Origin of the sequence: Arthrobacter sp. AG367 (assembly GCF_007828995.1) — a bacterium.
Taxonomy (GTDB): Bacteria; Actinomycetota; Actinomycetes; order Actinomycetales; family Micrococcaceae; genus Arthrobacter.
In genome coordinates this window covers 286,005-302,559 of sequence record NZ_VIVE01000004.1, presented here as the reverse complement: position 1 = coordinate 302,559, position 16,555 = coordinate 286,005, and the positions used below count along the sequence as shown (strand labels likewise).

General features: G+C 68.1%; 19 protein-coding genes. 10 read left to right on the top strand and 9 right to left on the bottom strand.

Annotated elements, in window-relative coordinates; translation table 11 throughout:
• Window positions 1-15 precede the first annotated feature (15 nt).
• A complete protein-coding gene (locus FB478_RS13855) occupies window positions 16-885 on the top strand; it encodes a class II glutamine amidotransferase (RefSeq protein WP_134164011.1) in 870 nt (289 codons plus the stop codon).
• A gap of 22 nt (window positions 886-907) precedes the next feature.
• On the opposite strand, the gene FB478_RS13850 is transcribed toward FB478_RS13855, so the two are convergent.
• A complete protein-coding gene (locus tag FB478_RS13850; RefSeq protein WP_144600893.1) occupies window positions 908-1,618 on the bottom strand; it encodes a hypothetical protein in 711 nt (236 codons plus the stop codon).
• A gap of 170 nt (window positions 1,619-1,788) precedes the next feature.
• On the opposite strand from FB478_RS13850, the gene FB478_RS13845 reads away from it, so the two are divergent.
• Window positions 1,789-2,160 carry a hypothetical protein gene (locus FB478_RS13845; RefSeq protein WP_144600892.1) on the top strand — a complete coding sequence of 124 codons (372 nt, stop codon included), beginning with the start codon at window positions 1,789-1,791 and terminating at the stop codon, window positions 2,158-2,160.
• A gap of 85 nt (window positions 2,161-2,245) precedes the next feature.
• Here the strand turns inward: FB478_RS13845 and FB478_RS13840 are convergent, their stop codons facing one another.
• The 3 genes from FB478_RS13840 to FB478_RS13830 form a co-directional block, all read right to left on the bottom strand.
• The gene (locus tag FB478_RS13840) at window positions 2,246-2,452 is read right to left on the bottom strand and encodes a hypothetical protein (protein WP_018768720.1); all 207 of its coding nucleotides are present in this window, start codon (window positions 2,450-2,452) and stop codon (window positions 2,246-2,248) included.
• 56 nt (window positions 2,453-2,508) lie between these two features.
• The gene (locus FB478_RS13835) at window positions 2,509-3,435 is read right to left on the bottom strand and encodes a multidrug DMT transporter permease (protein ID WP_134164007.1); all 927 of its coding nucleotides are present in this window, start codon (window positions 3,433-3,435) and stop codon (window positions 2,509-2,511) included.
• An 86-nt stretch (window positions 3,436-3,521) separates the two neighbouring features.
• Window positions 3,522-3,800 (bottom strand): hypothetical protein, encoded by a 279-nt coding sequence (locus tag FB478_RS13830; RefSeq protein ID WP_144600891.1) that lies wholly within the window; start codon window positions 3,798-3,800, stop codon window positions 3,522-3,524.
• Window positions 3,801-4,065: 265 nt separating this feature from the next.
• Here FB478_RS13830 and FB478_RS13825 point away from each other — a divergent pair, with 265 nt between their 5' ends.
• The 8 genes from FB478_RS13825 to FB478_RS13795 all read left to right on the top strand — a co-directional run bounded on the left by FB478_RS13825 (window position 4,066) and on the right by FB478_RS13795 (window position 10,365).
• Window positions 4,066-4,341: a hypothetical protein gene (locus FB478_RS13825; protein ID WP_144600890.1), complete on the top strand. Its 276-nt coding sequence runs from the start codon at window positions 4,066-4,068 to the stop codon at window positions 4,339-4,341.
• 216 nt (window positions 4,342-4,557) lie between these two features.
• Window positions 4,558-4,809, top strand: a complete 252-nt coding sequence (locus FB478_RS13820; RefSeq protein ID WP_144600889.1) for a hypothetical protein — start codon at window positions 4,558-4,560, stop codon at window positions 4,807-4,809.
• Window positions 4,806-5,084 carry a hypothetical protein gene (locus tag FB478_RS13815; RefSeq protein ID WP_018768716.1) on the top strand — a complete coding sequence of 93 codons (279 nt, stop codon included), beginning with the start codon at window positions 4,806-4,808 and terminating at the stop codon, window positions 5,082-5,084. The genes FB478_RS13820 and FB478_RS13815 overlap by 4 nt, the downstream gene beginning before the upstream one ends.
• Window positions 5,081-5,233, top strand: a complete 153-nt coding sequence (locus FB478_RS21145) for a hypothetical protein (RefSeq protein WP_018768715.1) — start codon at window positions 5,081-5,083, stop codon at window positions 5,231-5,233. The genes FB478_RS13815 and FB478_RS21145 overlap by 4 nt, the downstream gene beginning before the upstream one ends.
• Window positions 5,234-5,243: 10 nt before the next feature.
• Window positions 5,244-6,140: a diacylglycerol kinase family protein gene (locus FB478_RS13810; RefSeq protein ID WP_144600888.1), complete on the top strand. Its 897-nt coding sequence runs from the start codon at window positions 5,244-5,246 to the stop codon at window positions 6,138-6,140.
• Window positions 6,141-6,178: 38 nt separating this feature from the next.
• Window positions 6,179-7,000 (top strand): alpha/beta fold hydrolase, encoded by an 822-nt coding sequence (locus FB478_RS13805; RefSeq protein WP_144600887.1) that lies wholly within the window; start codon window positions 6,179-6,181, stop codon window positions 6,998-7,000.
• A gap of 246 nt (window positions 7,001-7,246) precedes the next feature.
• A complete protein-coding gene (locus FB478_RS13800; protein ID WP_235509847.1) occupies window positions 7,247-7,918 on the top strand; it encodes a peptidoglycan-binding protein in 672 nt (223 codons plus the stop codon).
• Between the two features lie 5 nt (window positions 7,919-7,923).
• Entirely contained in the window at window positions 7,924-10,365 is a 2,442-nt protein-coding gene (locus FB478_RS13795) for a hypothetical protein (protein WP_144600886.1), read from the top strand.
• A gap of 5 nt (window positions 10,366-10,370) precedes the next feature.
• On the opposite strand, the gene FB478_RS13790 is transcribed toward FB478_RS13795, so the two are convergent.
• The 5 genes from FB478_RS13790 to FB478_RS13770 form a co-directional block, all read right to left on the bottom strand.
• Window positions 10,371-12,176: a glycoside hydrolase family 15 protein gene (locus FB478_RS13790; protein WP_134163999.1), complete on the bottom strand. Its 1,806-nt coding sequence runs from the start codon at window positions 12,174-12,176 to the stop codon at window positions 10,371-10,373.
• 62 nt (window positions 12,177-12,238) lie between these two features.
• The gene (locus FB478_RS13785; protein ID WP_144600885.1) at window positions 12,239-12,994 is read right to left on the bottom strand and encodes a ZIP family metal transporter; all 756 of its coding nucleotides are present in this window, start codon (window positions 12,992-12,994) and stop codon (window positions 12,239-12,241) included.
• Window positions 12,994-13,611: a hypothetical protein gene (locus tag FB478_RS13780; protein WP_144600884.1), complete on the bottom strand. Its 618-nt coding sequence runs from the start codon at window positions 13,609-13,611 to the stop codon at window positions 12,994-12,996. Before FB478_RS13780 ends, FB478_RS13785 begins: the two co-directional genes overlap by 1 nt.
• A 42-nt stretch (window positions 13,612-13,653) precedes the next feature.
• Complete coding sequence (locus FB478_RS13775) at window positions 13,654-14,760, bottom strand: enolase C-terminal domain-like protein (RefSeq protein WP_144600883.1); 1,107 nt, start codon at window positions 14,758-14,760, stop codon at window positions 13,654-13,656.
• 3 nt (window positions 14,761-14,763) lie between these two features.
• A complete protein-coding gene (locus FB478_RS13770; RefSeq protein WP_144600882.1) occupies window positions 14,764-16,554 on the bottom strand; it encodes a thiamine pyrophosphate-requiring protein in 1,791 nt (596 codons plus the stop codon).
• Window position 16,555 lies beyond the last annotated feature (1 nt).

Genomic DNA, 16,555 nt, shown 5'->3' with positions numbered 1-16,555 from the left:
CGGGAGGAGCGCTCCATGTGCCGGTTGTTCGGGCTGCATGCCGGATACCGGCCCGTCCGCGCCACCTTCTGGCTCCTTGACGCCCCGGACAGCCTGTCCGAGCAGAGCAGGAAGGAGCCCGACGGCGCCGGGATCGGCACGTTCGATCCCGACGGCGGCCCGCGGGTCACCAAACGGCCGCTCGCCGCATGGGAGGACCACGCCTTCGCCCGGGAGGCCAGGGAGCTGCGGAGCACCACCTTCCTGGCCCACGTCCGGTACGCCAGCACAGGTGCGCACACCCTGGTGAACACGCACCCGTTCGAGCAGGACGGCCGGCTGTTCGCCCACAACGGCGCCTTCCACGGACTCGACCGGCTCGACGCGCGGCTGCGTGAGTTCGGTGTGGCGGACCTGGTGCAGGGCCAGACCGACAGTGAGCGGCTCTTCGCCCTCATCACGGCAGAGAGCCGCAGGGCCGGCGGGGACGTGGCGGAAGGCATCTCCCGGGCGGTGGGCTGGGTGGCCGCCGAACTGCCCGTCCTGGCCCTGAACATCATCGTGACGACGGCCACCGACCTTTGGGCGCTCCGCTACCCGGCAACCCATCCGCTGTATGTGCTGGAACGCGACCCCTTGACCGAACCCGCTCCGGTGGCACCGCTGGACGCCAGAAGCCCCCGGATCCACTCCCGAAGCACCGAACTGGCCGAGTCCCGCTCCGTCCTCTTCGCCACCAAACGGATGAACCAGAACCCCGGCTGGCGTCCCATGGCACCGGGGGAGCTGGTGCATGTTGGCCCGGACCTGGCGGTGACGTCCACCTTCCCATTCCCGGACCAACCTGCCCACCCGCTCACGCTCGCGGACCTGGAACCGTCCGCGGCGGCGTCGCAAATGTCCTGACGGTATCTCCGGAAGGCGCGGCTTACGTGGCCGGTGCCGCGGCAGCCTTCTTCGCCAGCGCCTGGGCCATCTTCTGGATTTTGGCACCGTAGCCGCCGTTGATGGCGGTGTCCTTGATCTTGTTCGCCTGGGCATCCAGGTCCGCCGGGGCGGCGTTCTTGAGCGCGGTCAGGTCCGCCTGGAGGTTGGCCGGGAGCTTGGCGAACAGCTTGGGGTGGTTGATGAGCTGGTCGGCCACCTTCTGGAGCCCGGCGCCGGGATTGTCCGAGTTGAACGCGGTGCGCAGCTCCTGGCGCAGGCCGGCCAGGCCGGTGGCGGCCTTCTCCAGCGCTTCGGCTCGCTTCTGGATCTCGGCACCGTACCCGCCGGACAGGGCGGTGGTCTTGATCTTGTAGGCATCCTTCACGCGGTCCGCAGGTGCGGCGTCCTTGAGGGCTGTCACGTCCGCCTGGAGGGAAGCGGGGAGTTTGGCGAAAAGCTTGGGATGGTTGACCAGCGCCGCGGCTGCTTCCGCCGCACGGTCCCCGGCGGCCTGTGGGCTGTCAGCGTTCAGGGTCAGGAAGGCCTTCAGGCCACCGGCGCCCTTTGCTGCCTTGACGTCGCTGGATGCTGTGGTTGAGGTTGCAGACACGGATGTTGGGCTGGGGGATGCGGACGCGGCACCCACGCCCGCGGCGGCCATGGCACCGGCGGCCAGGACTGCTGCCGCTCCGACGCCGATGCGGGCCCTCATTGACGGAATTGATGGCTTCACCACGGTGTGTTCCTCCAAATTTGCGCGTGGGTCCACCCGACGGGTTGGACCGGCAGGGTTCACTGTAGGACCGCAGGCTGGGGAAATGCTGAATGCCGGTCCTCCACCTTTATCTCCACCTTTACCCGGGCGCGGATTATGCTCGGCCTATGAAGATGCGTGATCCCCGGGCGAAGCCTGTTCCTGCCGGCAAACTGGGTTTTTGGCAGCAGCGGACGTGGCTGTGGATTGTCGCCGCGGGATTCGACGTGTACATCCTTGGCTTCGTCATCGGGTTGCAGCCGTCCGGGCCGCTCTGCGGCAGCCCGTTGCTTCCCAACAGCCGCGCCGCCGAACTGGCTGACCTGGAAGAGGCCGGCAGAGGGGCCGCGGCCACGTGCTACCGGACCATCGACTCCGATTCCGTGCCCGTGTGGAGCCTCATGGCCCTGGGAATCGGCCTGGTTCTGCTGGGAGTGGTGGTCCGGATAGTCCGTATCCGGCTTTTCGCCGGCGCTGCCGACGCCGTGAAGGCCGGCTAGGTGCGGTAGGCACCCAAAGACAGGAAAGCTCCCGGCCCTGCGCCGGGAGCTTTCGTGTGCTTGCTGAAGGGACGGATGGTGCCCGCTACTCCGCGAGCTTGGCGACGGAGTGCGCCCAGAGGAAGAACTTGTTGGTGCCCAGGTCCTTGACGGTCTTGATGTTCAGCGCCTCTTTGAGCTTCTGCGCGTCGCTTTCGGACAATCCCTTCAGCGCCTCCACGGGCGCCTTCGCCAATTCGTCGATGCCCTTGTCGAGGTACTCCTTGTCGAACTTTGCGTTGATTCCAGCCATAGTGTCCTCCTGGTGCTCGGATGGGTCCTGACTGTGCTCTGGGGCACAGTGGTCATTCAACCACGAACCGACGCACGCGCCGCCGTAGGCGGCTTCTTGACCGTGGCGAGCAGGAAAACGCCGGCGACGGCGGTGGCCCCGGACAGGAGGAACAGGACGATGGCCAGCGGGGGTGCTGCGTCGGCCTCGCCCAGGATGGTGATGCCGATGGCGACGGCGACGAGGGGATCGATGACGGTCAGGCCGGCCACCACGAGTTCGGGGGTTCCCCTTGTGTGGGCGTTCTGGACCAGGAAGCTGCCGGCCAGGGCTGCGATGAGCAGGCCTGCCAGGCACGTCAGCGACAACCACTCGAAGTCACCCTGGAACAGCCGGGCGATGACGGTCTTGGCCAGGGCCGCGACAAACCCGAAGAGGATCCCGGCTCCGGCGGTGAACACCACGGCACCCGACCGGTGGCGCCATAAGGCGAAGGCCACGGCAACACCGGCCAGGACCACGGCGAGCACGATCAGGATGGTGATCAAGTGCCGGTCGCTGACCTCCACGTCCTCCGCGGACAGCGCCGCCACGGCAACGAACACACCCACGCCGCCAACGCATAACGCCACTGCGGTGAGGGCCCGCCGCCCGGGGGACCGGCGGGTCATCCGGGCCGTTGCCAGGGTGGTGACCACCAGGGCGATGGCGCCGATGGGCTGCACCACGATCAGGGGCGAGAACCGCAGGCTGGTGAGCTGGAGGAGGATGGCGGCGCCGAGCATCCCCGTCCCGGCCAGCCACACCGGCCTCCGGACCAGGGCCTGCAGGCGTCCGCCGCCCATGCTGCCCGCCGCGCGCCCGGCTGCAGCCGGCTGGTCTTCCACGGCGCGGTGCTGGAACAGCGTTCCCAAGGCAAGCAGGACGGCGCCGGCCGCGGCAATCGGGATGCCCAGCCAGTGGTAGGACGACAGCGCGGACACGGCCGCAGCCTGCTGGATCATGATCAGACCTTACCCAACCCGGACCCAGCTACCCACCCAGGCGGCCACCCGCCGTCGTGCCTCTTGCCCTGTTACAGCCTGCCCGGCTACAGCAGGCTGGGCCGGCTGGCGAGGATGTAGTCCACGGCCGCAGGGCCGGTCATACACAAATCCGGCCACTCGTTCCGGCCGCCGCGGTGCTGCTGCAGGTACCCTTCCTGCCGTACGGCTGCCCACAGCGACGCGGTGGGGCCGGGCTTCCGGGCATTGAGCAGGCACCAGCTCAGGTACAGCCCGTACAACTCGTCGTCGCTGATGCCCGGCTGCTTTGCCGGGACGGGGACAAGGCATTCGGACAGGAATTGTCGATGATTCGGGGCGCGCATGTTTGGCCCTTCAGCCGGGTGCGGCCGTATGCTCACACATGCTGCATTCGTAGCCGCGGGTGCCCTGGATGGGTCCGCTCCCGGCATTCCTTTTGGCCTGGAAATCAGGCAACCCCTCGCCGTGTGCCACGCCGCCCCCAGCTTGCTTATTACTGGGTCTACACCTAAAGTCTACAGTGTAGAGAAATTGTCGACATGGTTTTAGTCAAGGGATCAGAGTTTGCATGGCCGCTACGGCTGCTCACACATATCCCAGGAGAACTACATGTCCACTCACACCCAGAACGATCACGCCGCCCCCGTCCGCAACGCCAATGACATCAGGATTTCCGTCCGGACCCTTGAATTTGCCGTTTACGTTGCCGCAGTGCTCGCCACGATCATCACCGCAGCAGTTGTGGGGGACGATGCGAGCGAGAACGGCGTTGACGTGTTCAACGCCAACCACGCCATGCAGTACATCGCCTTCCTCACGGTGGGCCTGATGGTGGCCCGCGGCCTGGCGAAAGCCGGCAACCGCACCCACACCAGCCACGCCTGACACGCGGTTGTCCGGCGCACCCGCCGGACACTGAGAAGTCCGGGTGCGGCGTCCTGCCAGGATGCCGCGCCCCTTCTCCTCCCACCCCACGTTTGATTTTCCCTGCCGGGCACTCACAGCTCCCCGCAAACCCGCCCGGTGCCCTGTGCAAGGCTCCGGGTTTGAACCGCTGTAGCCGAACGGCGAACAACTGCACCTTGTTTGAAAAGAGCCACCATGGCGCAATCACAGTTCGACCAGTTCCTCACCGAAGCCACCTGCCCGGACCACGAGTCCGGGAGCAGCCTTGACGACGACACCCTGTACGGCCTCTACACAAGCTGGTGCAACCTGTCCAAGCAGGAGCCGCAGGACGAGCACGTCTTCTTTGAGGCGATGAGCCGACGCGTCCGCCCCGACGCCTGCCTGCGCATGACCGGACCGGCGGCCGCCGACTACATCCTGTGCAGCTACCGGGCCGTGGTGTGACAGTCCTCGTCACCCAGGCCTCCAACAGCTACGTGCCCAGGCACACCCTCCAGCCCCACGGAAAACGCCCCTGGTGCGCCCACTGCGACACGGACTTCCACCTGTTCGTTGACTCGCCGCCCGTCCTGAACCGCCGCGCCTCAACAGTTGCCGTGGCCATCCACTGTTCCCAGTGCCGCCATTCCCGGGTCCTGGAGACCACGGCAGAGCACGTGGCGGCGCTTCCCGCGCACACCCCCATTCCGCATGAAACGCAAGGAATTTCACACCCATGATGAACAACACCCATACCCCGCACGGCCCCGCCGCTGCCCGCGAAGCCCGTGCCGCCGTCGAGCATTTTGACCTCACTCCCGCCGGCCTGGCCGACGCGCCTGCCCAGCAGCTGGACCTGGACAGCCTTGTCCACACCGGCAACAGCTAGGAACCGGCGCATGGGCACGCCGCGGACCTTCGACACCATCGCCATCATCTTCAACCCCAACAGCACCGGTGACGCCCCCGCGCTCGCCGAACAGCTCAAGGCCAGCCTCAGCGGCCTGCTTCCGTACGCCGCGGACATCCGGCTGCAGCCCACCAGCCATGCCGGGCACGCCGTCCAGCTGGCGCGCGAGGTTGCCGCCACCGGGCACGTCCTGGTGGTCTCCGTCAGCGGGGACGGCGGGTACAACGAGGTGGTCAACGGCGTCATGCAGGCCGGGAACCCGGACGCCGTGTGCGCCGTGCTGGCCGCGGGCAACGCCAACGACCACAGCCGCAGCACCGGCACCGGGCCGCTGGAACACGCCATTGCCGGCGGCGACGTCCGGCACATCGACCTCCTGCGCATCACCACGGGCCAGCCCGGGGACGCCCCGGACGAGTACGCGCACTCCTACATCGGCTTCGGACTGACACCCATCATGGCCATCGGCCTGGAAAAGGGCAGCAAGGGTGCACTGAAGGAGACGGTGTCCGTTGTGCGCACGTTCGCCAAGTTCAAGCCGTTCGAGATCCTGCCCGACGGCGGCAAGCGGCGGAAGTTCGACAGCCTGGTCCTGGCGAACATCGCCCAGATGGCCAAGTACGCCACCCTCAGCGACGCCGACAGCAAGCTGGCCGACGGCAAGTTCGAGGTGGTGGTCTTCCCCCACAAGTCCAAGCTGCGGGTGCTGCTCACCGCGCTCCGCGCAGCCACCAAGGGGCTGGGGGACCAGCCCAGCGTCAGCAGCTACGGGTTCACCACCCTTAAGCCCATCCCGTACCAGATCGATGGTGAGGTGAGGTCGCTCGACGCCGACACGCAGGTCACCGTCCATAGCGCACCTGCCGCGCTGGCCACTTTAGGGTAGGAACCGCTCGATGGATTTGAACTTGAAAAGGACTGCCGGTGCACGCCGCAACCGACCAACCACCCGCCGCTGAACCCGCGCGCCGCCCGATGCACCTGCCCGGCATGCGGCCCTGCCTTACGCCCCGGATTGTCGCCGCCGGCGGACTGACCTCACACGTGTACCTCCTTGCCGGCCCTGCGGGTTCCCCGCGACCGGTCTTCGTGCTGCTGCACGGCATTGGAATGTCGCACCGCTATTACCGGCGGCTGCAGGCGCTGCTGGCCCGGCACGGGGACACCTACGCCGTGGACCTCCCCGGCTTCGGCGGCACCCCCACCCCGGACCGGCAGCTGTCCGTGGCCGACTACGCCGCACACACGGCTGCGGTGCTGGAAAAGATGGGTGTCTCCCGCGCAGTGGTGGTGGGGCACTCCATGGGCACCCAGTTCGCCACCGAGCTGGCGGTCCAGCGGCCGGACCTGGTGTCCCATGTGGCGCTGCTGGGCCCGGTAGTGGACCCGACCCGCCGGACCGTCCTGGAGCAGTCCCTGGCCCTTGGCCTGGATGGGCTGAAGGAGAGCCCGCTGGGCAATGCCATCGTGTTCACCGACTACATCCGTTCCGGGCTCCGCTGGTACCTGACCGAGCTGCCCGTCATGATGGGCTACGACCTGGACGCGCGGCTGGCCCTGGTGAGCCAGCCGGTCCTTGTCATCCGCGGCTCACGCGACCCCATCGCCCCGCGGGACTGGTGCGAGAAGCTGGCCGCGACGGTCCCCAACGGCACCTTCCTGGAAATCCCCGGCAAGCCGCACATCGTCCAGCACGGTGGCGCTGCCGGGACCGCGGCGGGGATCCTGGGGCTCGCCCGGGCTTAGTTCCCGGCGCCGGGCCACTCCCTCCCCGACGCGCAAGCGCATTTTCGACGCGCGGGTTCATTTTCGACTCGCATCTTCCCGGGCGCAGGCCATATATGGGCCGCGAAATGGAACCTGCGCGTCGGAAACGTCGAGGTTGTCCCTTCGCAAAACTAATAATCATGCTTACTATTGTTGGGCGCGGGCTGTCCGCTGGGGGCAGAGCACCCGCGCCGCACCGGAGGTCTCTCAAGCATGGACAATGAAATGCGTCCCCTCACTGATGAAGAACTGATGTCGGAACAGGCCACCGCGCTTCCGGACAAGGAAGTTGCATCGGTCCTGGACCTGAACGCTGACCTGGACCTTGGTATCAACGCCGCAGCACCCATTGACCTGGCCGTAGCCGCCAACGCCAACGTGGCGGCACCGATCGACGCAGCAGCCTCGGCCAACATCCTGTCCTTCGGCTCGGACGCGCAGGCACTGTCCAGCCAGGACGCCGTCATTGACCAGGGCATCACTGCCGACGCGAATGCGGACTCCACGCAGGACAGCGTCATCGGCCAGGCTGATGGCACCGCGGACGGGGGTACCACCGACACCGGAACCACAGACGGGACCACGGACGGAACGTCCGGTTCGGTAACGGTCCCCTCCGGCACCGGCGGGCTGACGGATGCAGCGGGCGCCCTGAACGGCAACCTTCTGAACGTCGACGTGAACCTGGACGCCGACGCCGCCATCGCGGCACCCATCAACGGTGCCGTGGCCGCCAACGCCAACGTTGCCGCTCCCATCGACGCGGCGGTGGCCGCGAACATCGGCTCCATCGACAGCCAGGCCTACGCCATCTCGGACCAGAGCGCCACCATCTCGCAGCACATCGACGGCGAGGCGAACGCCACGGCCGATCAGCAGTCCGACCTGCAGCAGTAAGGCAGATGACCCAAACCCACGGCGGGCCGCCTCCCGAGGCGGGCCCGCCGTCGTCACGCGCCACCCTTGCCCAGGACGCGCCGGGCCAGACCATTACGACGGCGGCCGCCCACCTTCCAGCCCTGGCCGACGGTGTGCAGCTGCTTGGCCCCGCCGAAGGATCCGGCTACCGCGAACCGCCCGCCCTGGTGCGGCGCGCCGACGGCCAGACCCTGCAGCTGACCAGGCTCCTGTACCTGGTGCTGGAGGCCGCCGACGGGACGCGGGACCTTGAGGGCATCGCCCGGCACGTCAGCGAAGGCTCCGGACGGCTGGTCAGCGCGGACAACGTGCGCACCCTGATGGACACCCAGCTGCTGCCGATGGGCCTGCTCCGGCTTGCCGACGGCACCCAGCCCGAAGTCAGGAAGGCCAACCCGCTGCTGGGCCTGCGGTTCCGCTACATCGTGTCCGACCCCCAACGCACCCGCAGGATCACGGCCCCGTTCGCTGTCCTCTTCAACCCGCTGATCGTGGTGGCAGTAACGGTGGCGTTCCTGGCCGCCTGCTGGTGGGTGCTCATGGTCAAGGGTCTGGGCTCGGCCACTCACGAGGCGTTTGCCCAGCCCGCTCTCCTGCTGCTGATCCTCGCCGTCACCATCCTCTCCGCCGGCTTCCACGAATTCGGCCATGCCGCGGCCACCCGCAAGGGCGGGGCTACTCCCGGGGCCATGGGCGCCGGGCTGTACCTGCTGTGGCCCGCGTTCTTCACGGACGTGACCGACTCATACCGGCTGGGCCGCGGCGGCCGGATCCGCACGGACCTGGGCGGCCTGTACTTCAACGCCATCGTGGCAGTGGCCATCATGGGACTGTGGTGGGCCACCGGCTTTGATGCGCTGCTGCTGGTGGTGGTCACGCAGATCCTGCAGATGGTCCGCCAGCTGATCCCGCTGGTGAAGTATGACGGCTACCACATCCTGGCCGACGCTACCGGCGTGCCCGACCTTTTCCAGCGGATCAAGCCCACCCTCCTGGGGATCCTTCCGTGGCGGTGGGGCAACCCTGAAAGCAAGGTGCTCAAGCCCTGGGCCCGGGCCGTGGTCACCGCCTGGGTCCTGGTGACCGTTCCGGTGCTGCTGTTCAGCATGGTGATGATGGTGCTTTCCCTGCCGCGGCTGGTGGCCACGGGCTGGGCGAGTGCGGTCAAGCAGCAGGAAATGCTGGCGGCGAGTCTGTCGTCCGGCGACGTTTTGGGCGCGGCGGTGCGGGCACTGGCGGTTGTTGTGGTGGCCGTGCCGGTGCTGGGCGTGCTGTACATCGTGGTGCGGCTGCTGCGGCAGCTGGTGACCGGGCTGTGGCAGAAAACGCGCGGCAAGGCGGTGCAGCGCACCGTTGCCATGGCCGCCGTCGCGGCTCTTCTGGCAGGGCTCGCTTGGGCATGGTGGCCCGACGGCGGGACGTACCGTCCGGTCCAGGCTTACGAACGCGGGACACTGGGGGACGCCACCCGGGCAATCCTTCCCCAGCGTGAGCGCGGGGCGCTCCGGCAGGGAGCAACCGGGCAGACCGTTGCGCTGTGGCCGGCCGGCGCCACCAAGCCCACGCGGGACAACCCGCAGCTGAGCATGGTGCTGGTACCCGCAGATGCCTCTGGTACCGGGGCGTCCTCCACCGGCGGCGCTTCTTCCGCTGCGGCGCCGGCCTGGGTGTTCCCGTTCGACCGGCCCGCCGCCCCGGAGGGCGACGGAAACCAGGCGCTCGCGGTCAACACCACCGACGGCTCGGTGACGTACAGCGTGGCGTTCGCGCTGGTGTGGGCCGAAGACGGCGACCCCGTCACCACCACCAACGAGGCCTACGCGTTCGCCAACTGCACGGGCTGCGCCGCCGTGGCTGTCGGATTCCAGGTGGTCCTGGTGGTGGGGCAGGCGGACGTCATCGTCCCGCAGAACCTCTCCGCGGCCGCGAACTACAACTGCCTGGACTGCCTGGCCTACGCCCTGGCCAGCCAGCTGGTCCTGACCCTGGACGGGCCGCTGGATCCGGCCAGCAAGCAGCAGCTCGAGGCGTTGTGGGCGCAGATCGCCGAGTACGGCCGGAATCTCCAGGACGTGCCGCTCTCCGATATCCAGGCCACGTTGAACGGCTACAAGGAGCAGATTACGGCCATCGTTAAGGGCACTTCCGGGACGTCGTCCTCCGGGCCGACATCTCCGGCATCAGCAGGACCCTCCCCGGGGCCCACGACGTCCAGTTCCCAAACCGAACCCACCGTCCCGGCCCAGCCGACGGCCCCGGCCGGCGCCCCCAACCCGGCTCCGACTGAGGTGGCCACAGCGCCGGCGGGCCAGGACGGGGAAGGCGGGCAGCCGACGTCGTCCGTTGACGAGGCAACGCCGGCACCCACCGTGGATTCCGGCGGAGGGGGGACCCCCGCACCAATCCCGACTTCCAGCGCCGGCTGAGCCGTTCACTTCAGGCCAGCATGCCTTTCCTTCAGCGGCATATTGCTGTGGTGCGGGCCGTGCTGCAGCTGGAGGGCGCAGTGGATGAGCGGGAAATGGCTGAATGCCTGGGGCGTGTTGCCCAGCTGGCGGTTGTTGCGGGGGTCCCATTCCTCACTGAGCAGGCCCACGTCGTTGCGCAGCGAAAGCAGGCGTTCAAACAGGTCCACGGCCTCGTCCCGGCGGCCGATGCCCAGCAGCGCGTCGGCGAGCCAGAAGGAGCATGCCAGGAAGACGCCTTCGGTGCCAGGCAGCCCGTCATTGCTGGCCTCGGGGTGGTACCGCAGGACGAACCCGTCCTCGGTCAGGTTCTTCTGGACCGCGTCCACCGTGCCCACGACGCGGGGATGGTCATGGGGAAGGAACCCGACGCGGGGGATCAGCAGCAGGCTGGCATCGAGTTCGCTGCTGCCGTAGGACTGGACGAAGGTGTTGCGTTTTTGGTCGAAGCCGTGCGTCATGACGTCGTCGTGGATCTGCTTGCGCAGTGCGGCCCAGCGCCCCCCGGGTCCGGGAAGGCCGGATTCCTGGACGGCCTTGACCATCCGGTCCGCGGCCACCCAGGCCATGACCTTGGAATGGGTGAAATGGCGCCGGGGCCCCCGCATCTCCCAGAGCCCGTTGTCCGGCTGGTCCCACGCGCCCTCCAGGAACTCCATCAACGCCACCTGGATATCCCAGGAATCATCCGTGGTGCCGGGGTCCGCGGCCCGGGTGAGGGCCAGGCCGTCCAGGACCTCTCCCCACACGTCCAGCTGCAGCTGCGGGGCCGCGGCGTTGCCGGTCCGGACAGGCTTGGAACCTTCGAACCCTCCAAGCCACGGCAGCTCGGCCTCGGGCAGCCGGCGTGTCCCGTCCAGCCCATACATGATCTGCAAATCCGCGGGGTTGCCGGCCACCGCACGCAGCAGCCATTCCCGCCACGCCGCTGCTTCATCCTTGTAGCCGCAGGCCAGCAGGGACTGCAGCGTCAGGGTGGCGTCCCGCAGCCAGCAGAAGCGGTAGTCCCAGTTGCGGCTGCCCCCGGGGTTCTCAGGCAATGAGGTGGTTGCGGCGGCCACGATGCCTCCGGTCGGGGCGAAGGTAAGTGCCTTGAGGGTGATCAGGGACCGTTCCACCGCGTCTTTGTAGTCGCCGGCCATGGAGTTCCGGCCGGTCCATTGCTCCCAATACTCCTGCGTGGAGGCCAGCGCCTTCTCCGGCTCGGTTTGGTCCGGGACGGGCTTGTAACTGTGTGCCCAGCGCAGGACGAACGGGATGCGGTCACCGGCGTTGACGGTGAATTCACTGACGGTCCGCATGTCCTTGCCCTCCAGCGGCGCGGGGGTGCTGAGGTAGGCGGCGTCAGGGCCCGCGATGGCGCTGATGCCGTGGCTGGTCCGCCGGACCCACGGAACGATCCGGCCGTAATCGAAGCGCAGGGACAGTTCGCCCTGCATGGCAACGCTCCCCTTCAGGCCCTCCACCATGCGCACCACGTCAGCGGAACCATCGCGGACCGGCATCAAGTCCGTTACCCTGACGCTTCCGTCCGCCGTGTCCCATTCCGTCTCCAGGATCAGCGTGCCGGGCCGGTAGCGCCGCCGGGTGCAGTCACCGGCTCCGGCCGGGGCCAGCCGCCACCGCCCCGCCTCCGGCGAGTCCAGCAGGGCCGCGAAGCATGCCGGTGAATCGAAGTTTGGCATGCACATCCAGTCGATGGACCCGCTGCGGCCCACCAATGCAGCCGTGTGCAGGTCACCGATGATCGCATAGTCTTCGATCCTTGCCATCTGTTCCTCCGGGTTTCGTATCCGACATGGTGCGGCTTCCCGCCAGTTGGGAAGCCGGGAAGCTATCCGCCCACCTGGTCCACGGTGAATGCCGCCAGGAATCCCGCGGCGGCGATCAGGCCGGTAAGCAGGTGATGCTCCTCGAAGGCCTCGGGAATCATTGTGTCGGCGAGCATCGCCAGGATGGCGCCGGCCGCAACGGCGGTGATGAAGGCGACCAGTTCCCCGGGGGCGTCCTGCAGGACCAGGAACCCGACCAGCGCGGCAAGCCCGGAGAGGACGGCGATGCCGCCCCACACGCCGAACACGTAGCCAGGCCCGCGGCCGGCCCTTTTCATCCCGGCTGTGCTGGACAGTCCCTCGGGGACATTGGAGATGAAGACGGCGGCCAGCATGGCAGGGCTGACCGCGCCCGCTGTCACCAGCCCCACCCCCAGGACCACCGATTCCGGGATGCCGTCCAGCAGCGCGCCGATGGCGATGGCCGTCCCGCTGCCCGGCTTTTCCTTTTCGGAGGGCTGCTTGCCGCCCGACCGCTTCCGATGCTTCGCGCCCTTGCTGGCCAGCACGGCATTGGCAGCCACATACACCAGGGCGCCGCTGGCGAACCCGGCGATGGTGGGCCACAGTCCGCCGCCGTTGACGGCCTCCTCCACGAGCTCAAACGACAGCGCAGAAATCAGCACACCGGCGCCGAACGACATCACAGAGGACACCACCTTTGGCGGGATCTTCCATTTCCACGCCAGCGCGCATCCCACCACCAGCGCCCCGCCGGCGATGGTGCCCCACATCCATGCCTGCAGCCATGCCGGCATTAGGCACCACCCGCCGTCGAACGTCCGCTTCTCCAGCGCCGTGCGTTCCTCGCCGCCCGGACCGCCGCAAAGGCCAGGCCCGCGGCCGCGCCTGACGCCGCCACGGCAAGCATCCGCCGCGCCGCACGGGTGCTTTCCAGCACGGCCCGGGCATCGGGGCCCGGCTCCGGCCTTCTGCCGGTGACGTCGCTCTCATCCAACTCCCAGGCCGACGCGGGAGGAAAGATCCCCGACGGCAGTTGTTCCTTCCGCAGCTCCCGGCGTACGGCCAGCCGCTCCCGTACCTCCTGGTTGGGGGCGGGCACCGCACCCTCCGCCGCCAGGGCTGCGGGGAGGTCGATGATGTACGGCTCTCCATAGAACGCCGCGGAAGCCACCGAGTCCAGCCATGCATTGGTAGGTGCCGCCACGCCGGCGCGCGCGAAACCTGACTGCAGCATGTCCCGGATATCCGCCAGCCCCCGGCCTTCGGTCTCCCGTGCGACCTCGAAGATCACCGCCTGCAGCAGTGCTTTCTGCCTCCCGCCGGGGTCCTCGGCGCTTGGATCCTGGCCTGTGGGGTCAGGGTCAAGTGGCTTTGCCCCGGAGGGGTTCGCGTTGCCTGGGCTGGTGCTCATGGGCTTCCTTTCGGTCCTGTCATGGTTGGCGGGTACCTGCTTTCACTGGACCCGGTAAGGGCGGGCGTCGGCAGCGCGGAAGGCCAGCCCGTTGCCGGGGACATCCGACGGCCATACCCATCCGCCCTCCGGGTCAAGCGTTCCGTCAAAGAGCATGTTTTCGATCCGGACGTGGTCGTGGAACCATTCCAGGTGCCGGAAATTGGGGGTGGCTGCGGCGACGGCGGCACTGAGGTGGGGTGCGCAGTGGCCTGAGATTTCCAGTCCGTGGGCGGCAGCGACGGCGGCCACGCGCAGCCATTCGCTGATCCCGCCGCACCTGCTGACATCGGCCTGGAGGCAGTCGACGGCGTCCGCGCTGCACATGCGCCGGAAGTACACCAGTCCCGTTCCGTACTCCCCGGCGGCCACGTCGGCGTCGACGGCGGCGCGCACCGCCCGCAGTCCGGCGAGGTCGTCGCTGGAGACGGGTTCTTCGAACCAAGTGACGTGCTCATCTGCTGCGTCCCGCATCACCCGGATTGCCTGCTTGGCGCTGTAGCCACCGTTGGCGTCCACGAACAGTTCCGTGCCGGGCCCGATGGCGGCACGCGCCTGGCGGATGCGCTCCAGGTCCCGCGCGACGTGCGTCCCGCCGTCCTGGCCGATCTTGATCTTCACCCGGGGGATGTGCTGGCCCTGGGCCCAGCCCTGGAGCTGGTCCCGCAGCTGGTCGTCGGAGTAGGTGGTGAACCCGCCGCTGCCGTACACGGCCACGGAATCCCGGACAGCGCCCAGGAGTTTATGCAGCGGCACCTCCAGCAGCCGGGCCTTCAGATCCCACAGGGCACAGTCGACGGCGGACACGGCATAGGATGCCAGGCCGGTCCGGCCAGGGTTGCGCACCGTCCGCGCCATCGCAGCTGCCGCGGCCGGCACGTCCAAAACGCCAATGCCCTGGACGGCCGGGGCCAGCAAGCCTTCCACCAGGGCCGCCGCCGGCACCGGGGCGTAGGTCCAGCCCAACCCGGTCTTCCCGCCGCCGTCCGCTTCCACCAGGACCAGGGTGGTGGAGTCCCAGCTGTAGGTGCCGTCCGCTTCGGGTGCGTCGGTTGGAACCGTGAAGGCGCTTGCCCGGATGGCGGTGACCGGGGTGGCGGCGGCGGACACGGTTCAGCCCTCCTTGTGCGGCAGGAATTCCTGGATCTTGGTCTTGACCCCTTCCTTCACCACGCCCCAGGCGCTGTCGTCACCCTTGACCATGGCCTCCGCAGTCTTCCGCGCCTGTTCAAAGGTGGCGTGCGGCGGGATCGGCGGAATATCGGGGTCGGTGCGGACGTCCAGGAGGGTGGGCCGGTCCGCGGCGAGGGCCTTCTCCCAGGCCGGCCCCACGTCGTCGGGGTCCTCAACGTGGATGCCCTGCAACCCCAGGCTCTCCGCAAAACCCGCGTAGTCGACGTCGGGCAGGGCCTGGGACTCGCGGAAGGCCGGCACCCCGCCCATGGCCCTCATTTCCCAGGTGACCTGGTTCAGGTCATTGTTGTGCAGGACGGCCACCACCAGCCGGGGATCATTCCATTCGCGCCAGTAGTGTTTCACCGTGATGAGCTCCGCCAGCCCGTTCATCTGCATGGCGCCGTCCCCGGCGAAGGCGATGGCGGGCCGGGCCGGAAAGGCGAACTTGGCGCCGATGGCGTAGGGCACACCGGGGCCCATGGTGGCCAGGTTACCGGACAGCGAGCCGCGGACGCCTTCCCGGAACTTCAGCTGCCGCGCGTACCAGTTGGCTGAGGAGCCGGAATCGGCGCTGAGCATCGCGTCCGCCGGCAACCGGGTGGAGAGTTCGGCGAACAGCCGCATGGGGTTGACCGGGTTGGCGCTGACCATGGCTTCGTCGTGCATGGTTTCCCACCAGCGGCTGATGTTCGATTCCAGGTTTTCCCGCCAGGACCGCTCCTGCTTGCGGGCCAGGTGCGGAATCAGGGCGCGCAGGGCGGCAGCGGCGTCGGAGACGATGTTGAATTCGTTGGTGTAGCGCAGCCCGATCATCTTGGGGTCGACGTCGATCTGCACGCCACGCGCCTGGCCCGGTTCAGGCAGGAACTGCGTGTACGGGAAACTGGATCCCACCGTGAGCAGGGTGTCGCAGTCCCGCATCATCTCGTAACTGGGGCGGGTGCCCAGCAACCCGATGGAGCCGGTGACGTAGGGAAGGTCATCGGCCAGGGCGTCCTTGCCCAGCAGCGCCTTGGCCACCCCGGCTCCCAGCAGTTCAGCCACTTCCCGGACCTCCGCGGACGCGCCCCGCGCCCCTTGTCCGATCAGGATGGCCACCTTGGAGCCTTCATTCAGGAGTTGCGCGGCACCGCGGATCGAGTCGGTGTCAGGCTGGATGTCGGGCCAGCGGACACCGACGCTGGAAGGGACCATCTTGAAGTCGTGGGTGGGGGCGGCATACTCGAGTTCCTGCACATCGGCCGGGATGATCACAGCGGTGGGTGCCTGTTGGGCCTCCGCGATACGGATGGCGCGGTCGATGACGTTGGGCAGCTGCTGGGGGACGGTCACCATCTGGACGTAGTCGGAAGCCACGTCCTTGAAGAGAGTCAGCAGGTCAACCTCCTGCTGGTAGGAGCCGCCCATGGCGCTGCGTGCCGTCTGTCCCACGATGGCCACCACCGGAACGTGGTCCAGCTTGGCGTCGTAGAGGCCGTTGAGCAGATGGATGGCTCCGGGCCCGGAGGTGGCCATGCACACGGCCACGCGGCCGCCGAACTTGGCGTAGCCCACGGCCTCGAACGCGGCCATCTCCTCGTGCCGTGCCTGGATGAATTTCGGCTGGTTGCCGGCCTTGCCAAAGGCGGCCAGGATGCCGTTGATACCGTCTCCGGGGAAACCGAAGACCTTGTCCACACCCCACTCACCGAGGCGTGCGAGCAGGTAGTCGGCCACTGTGGTTGCCATG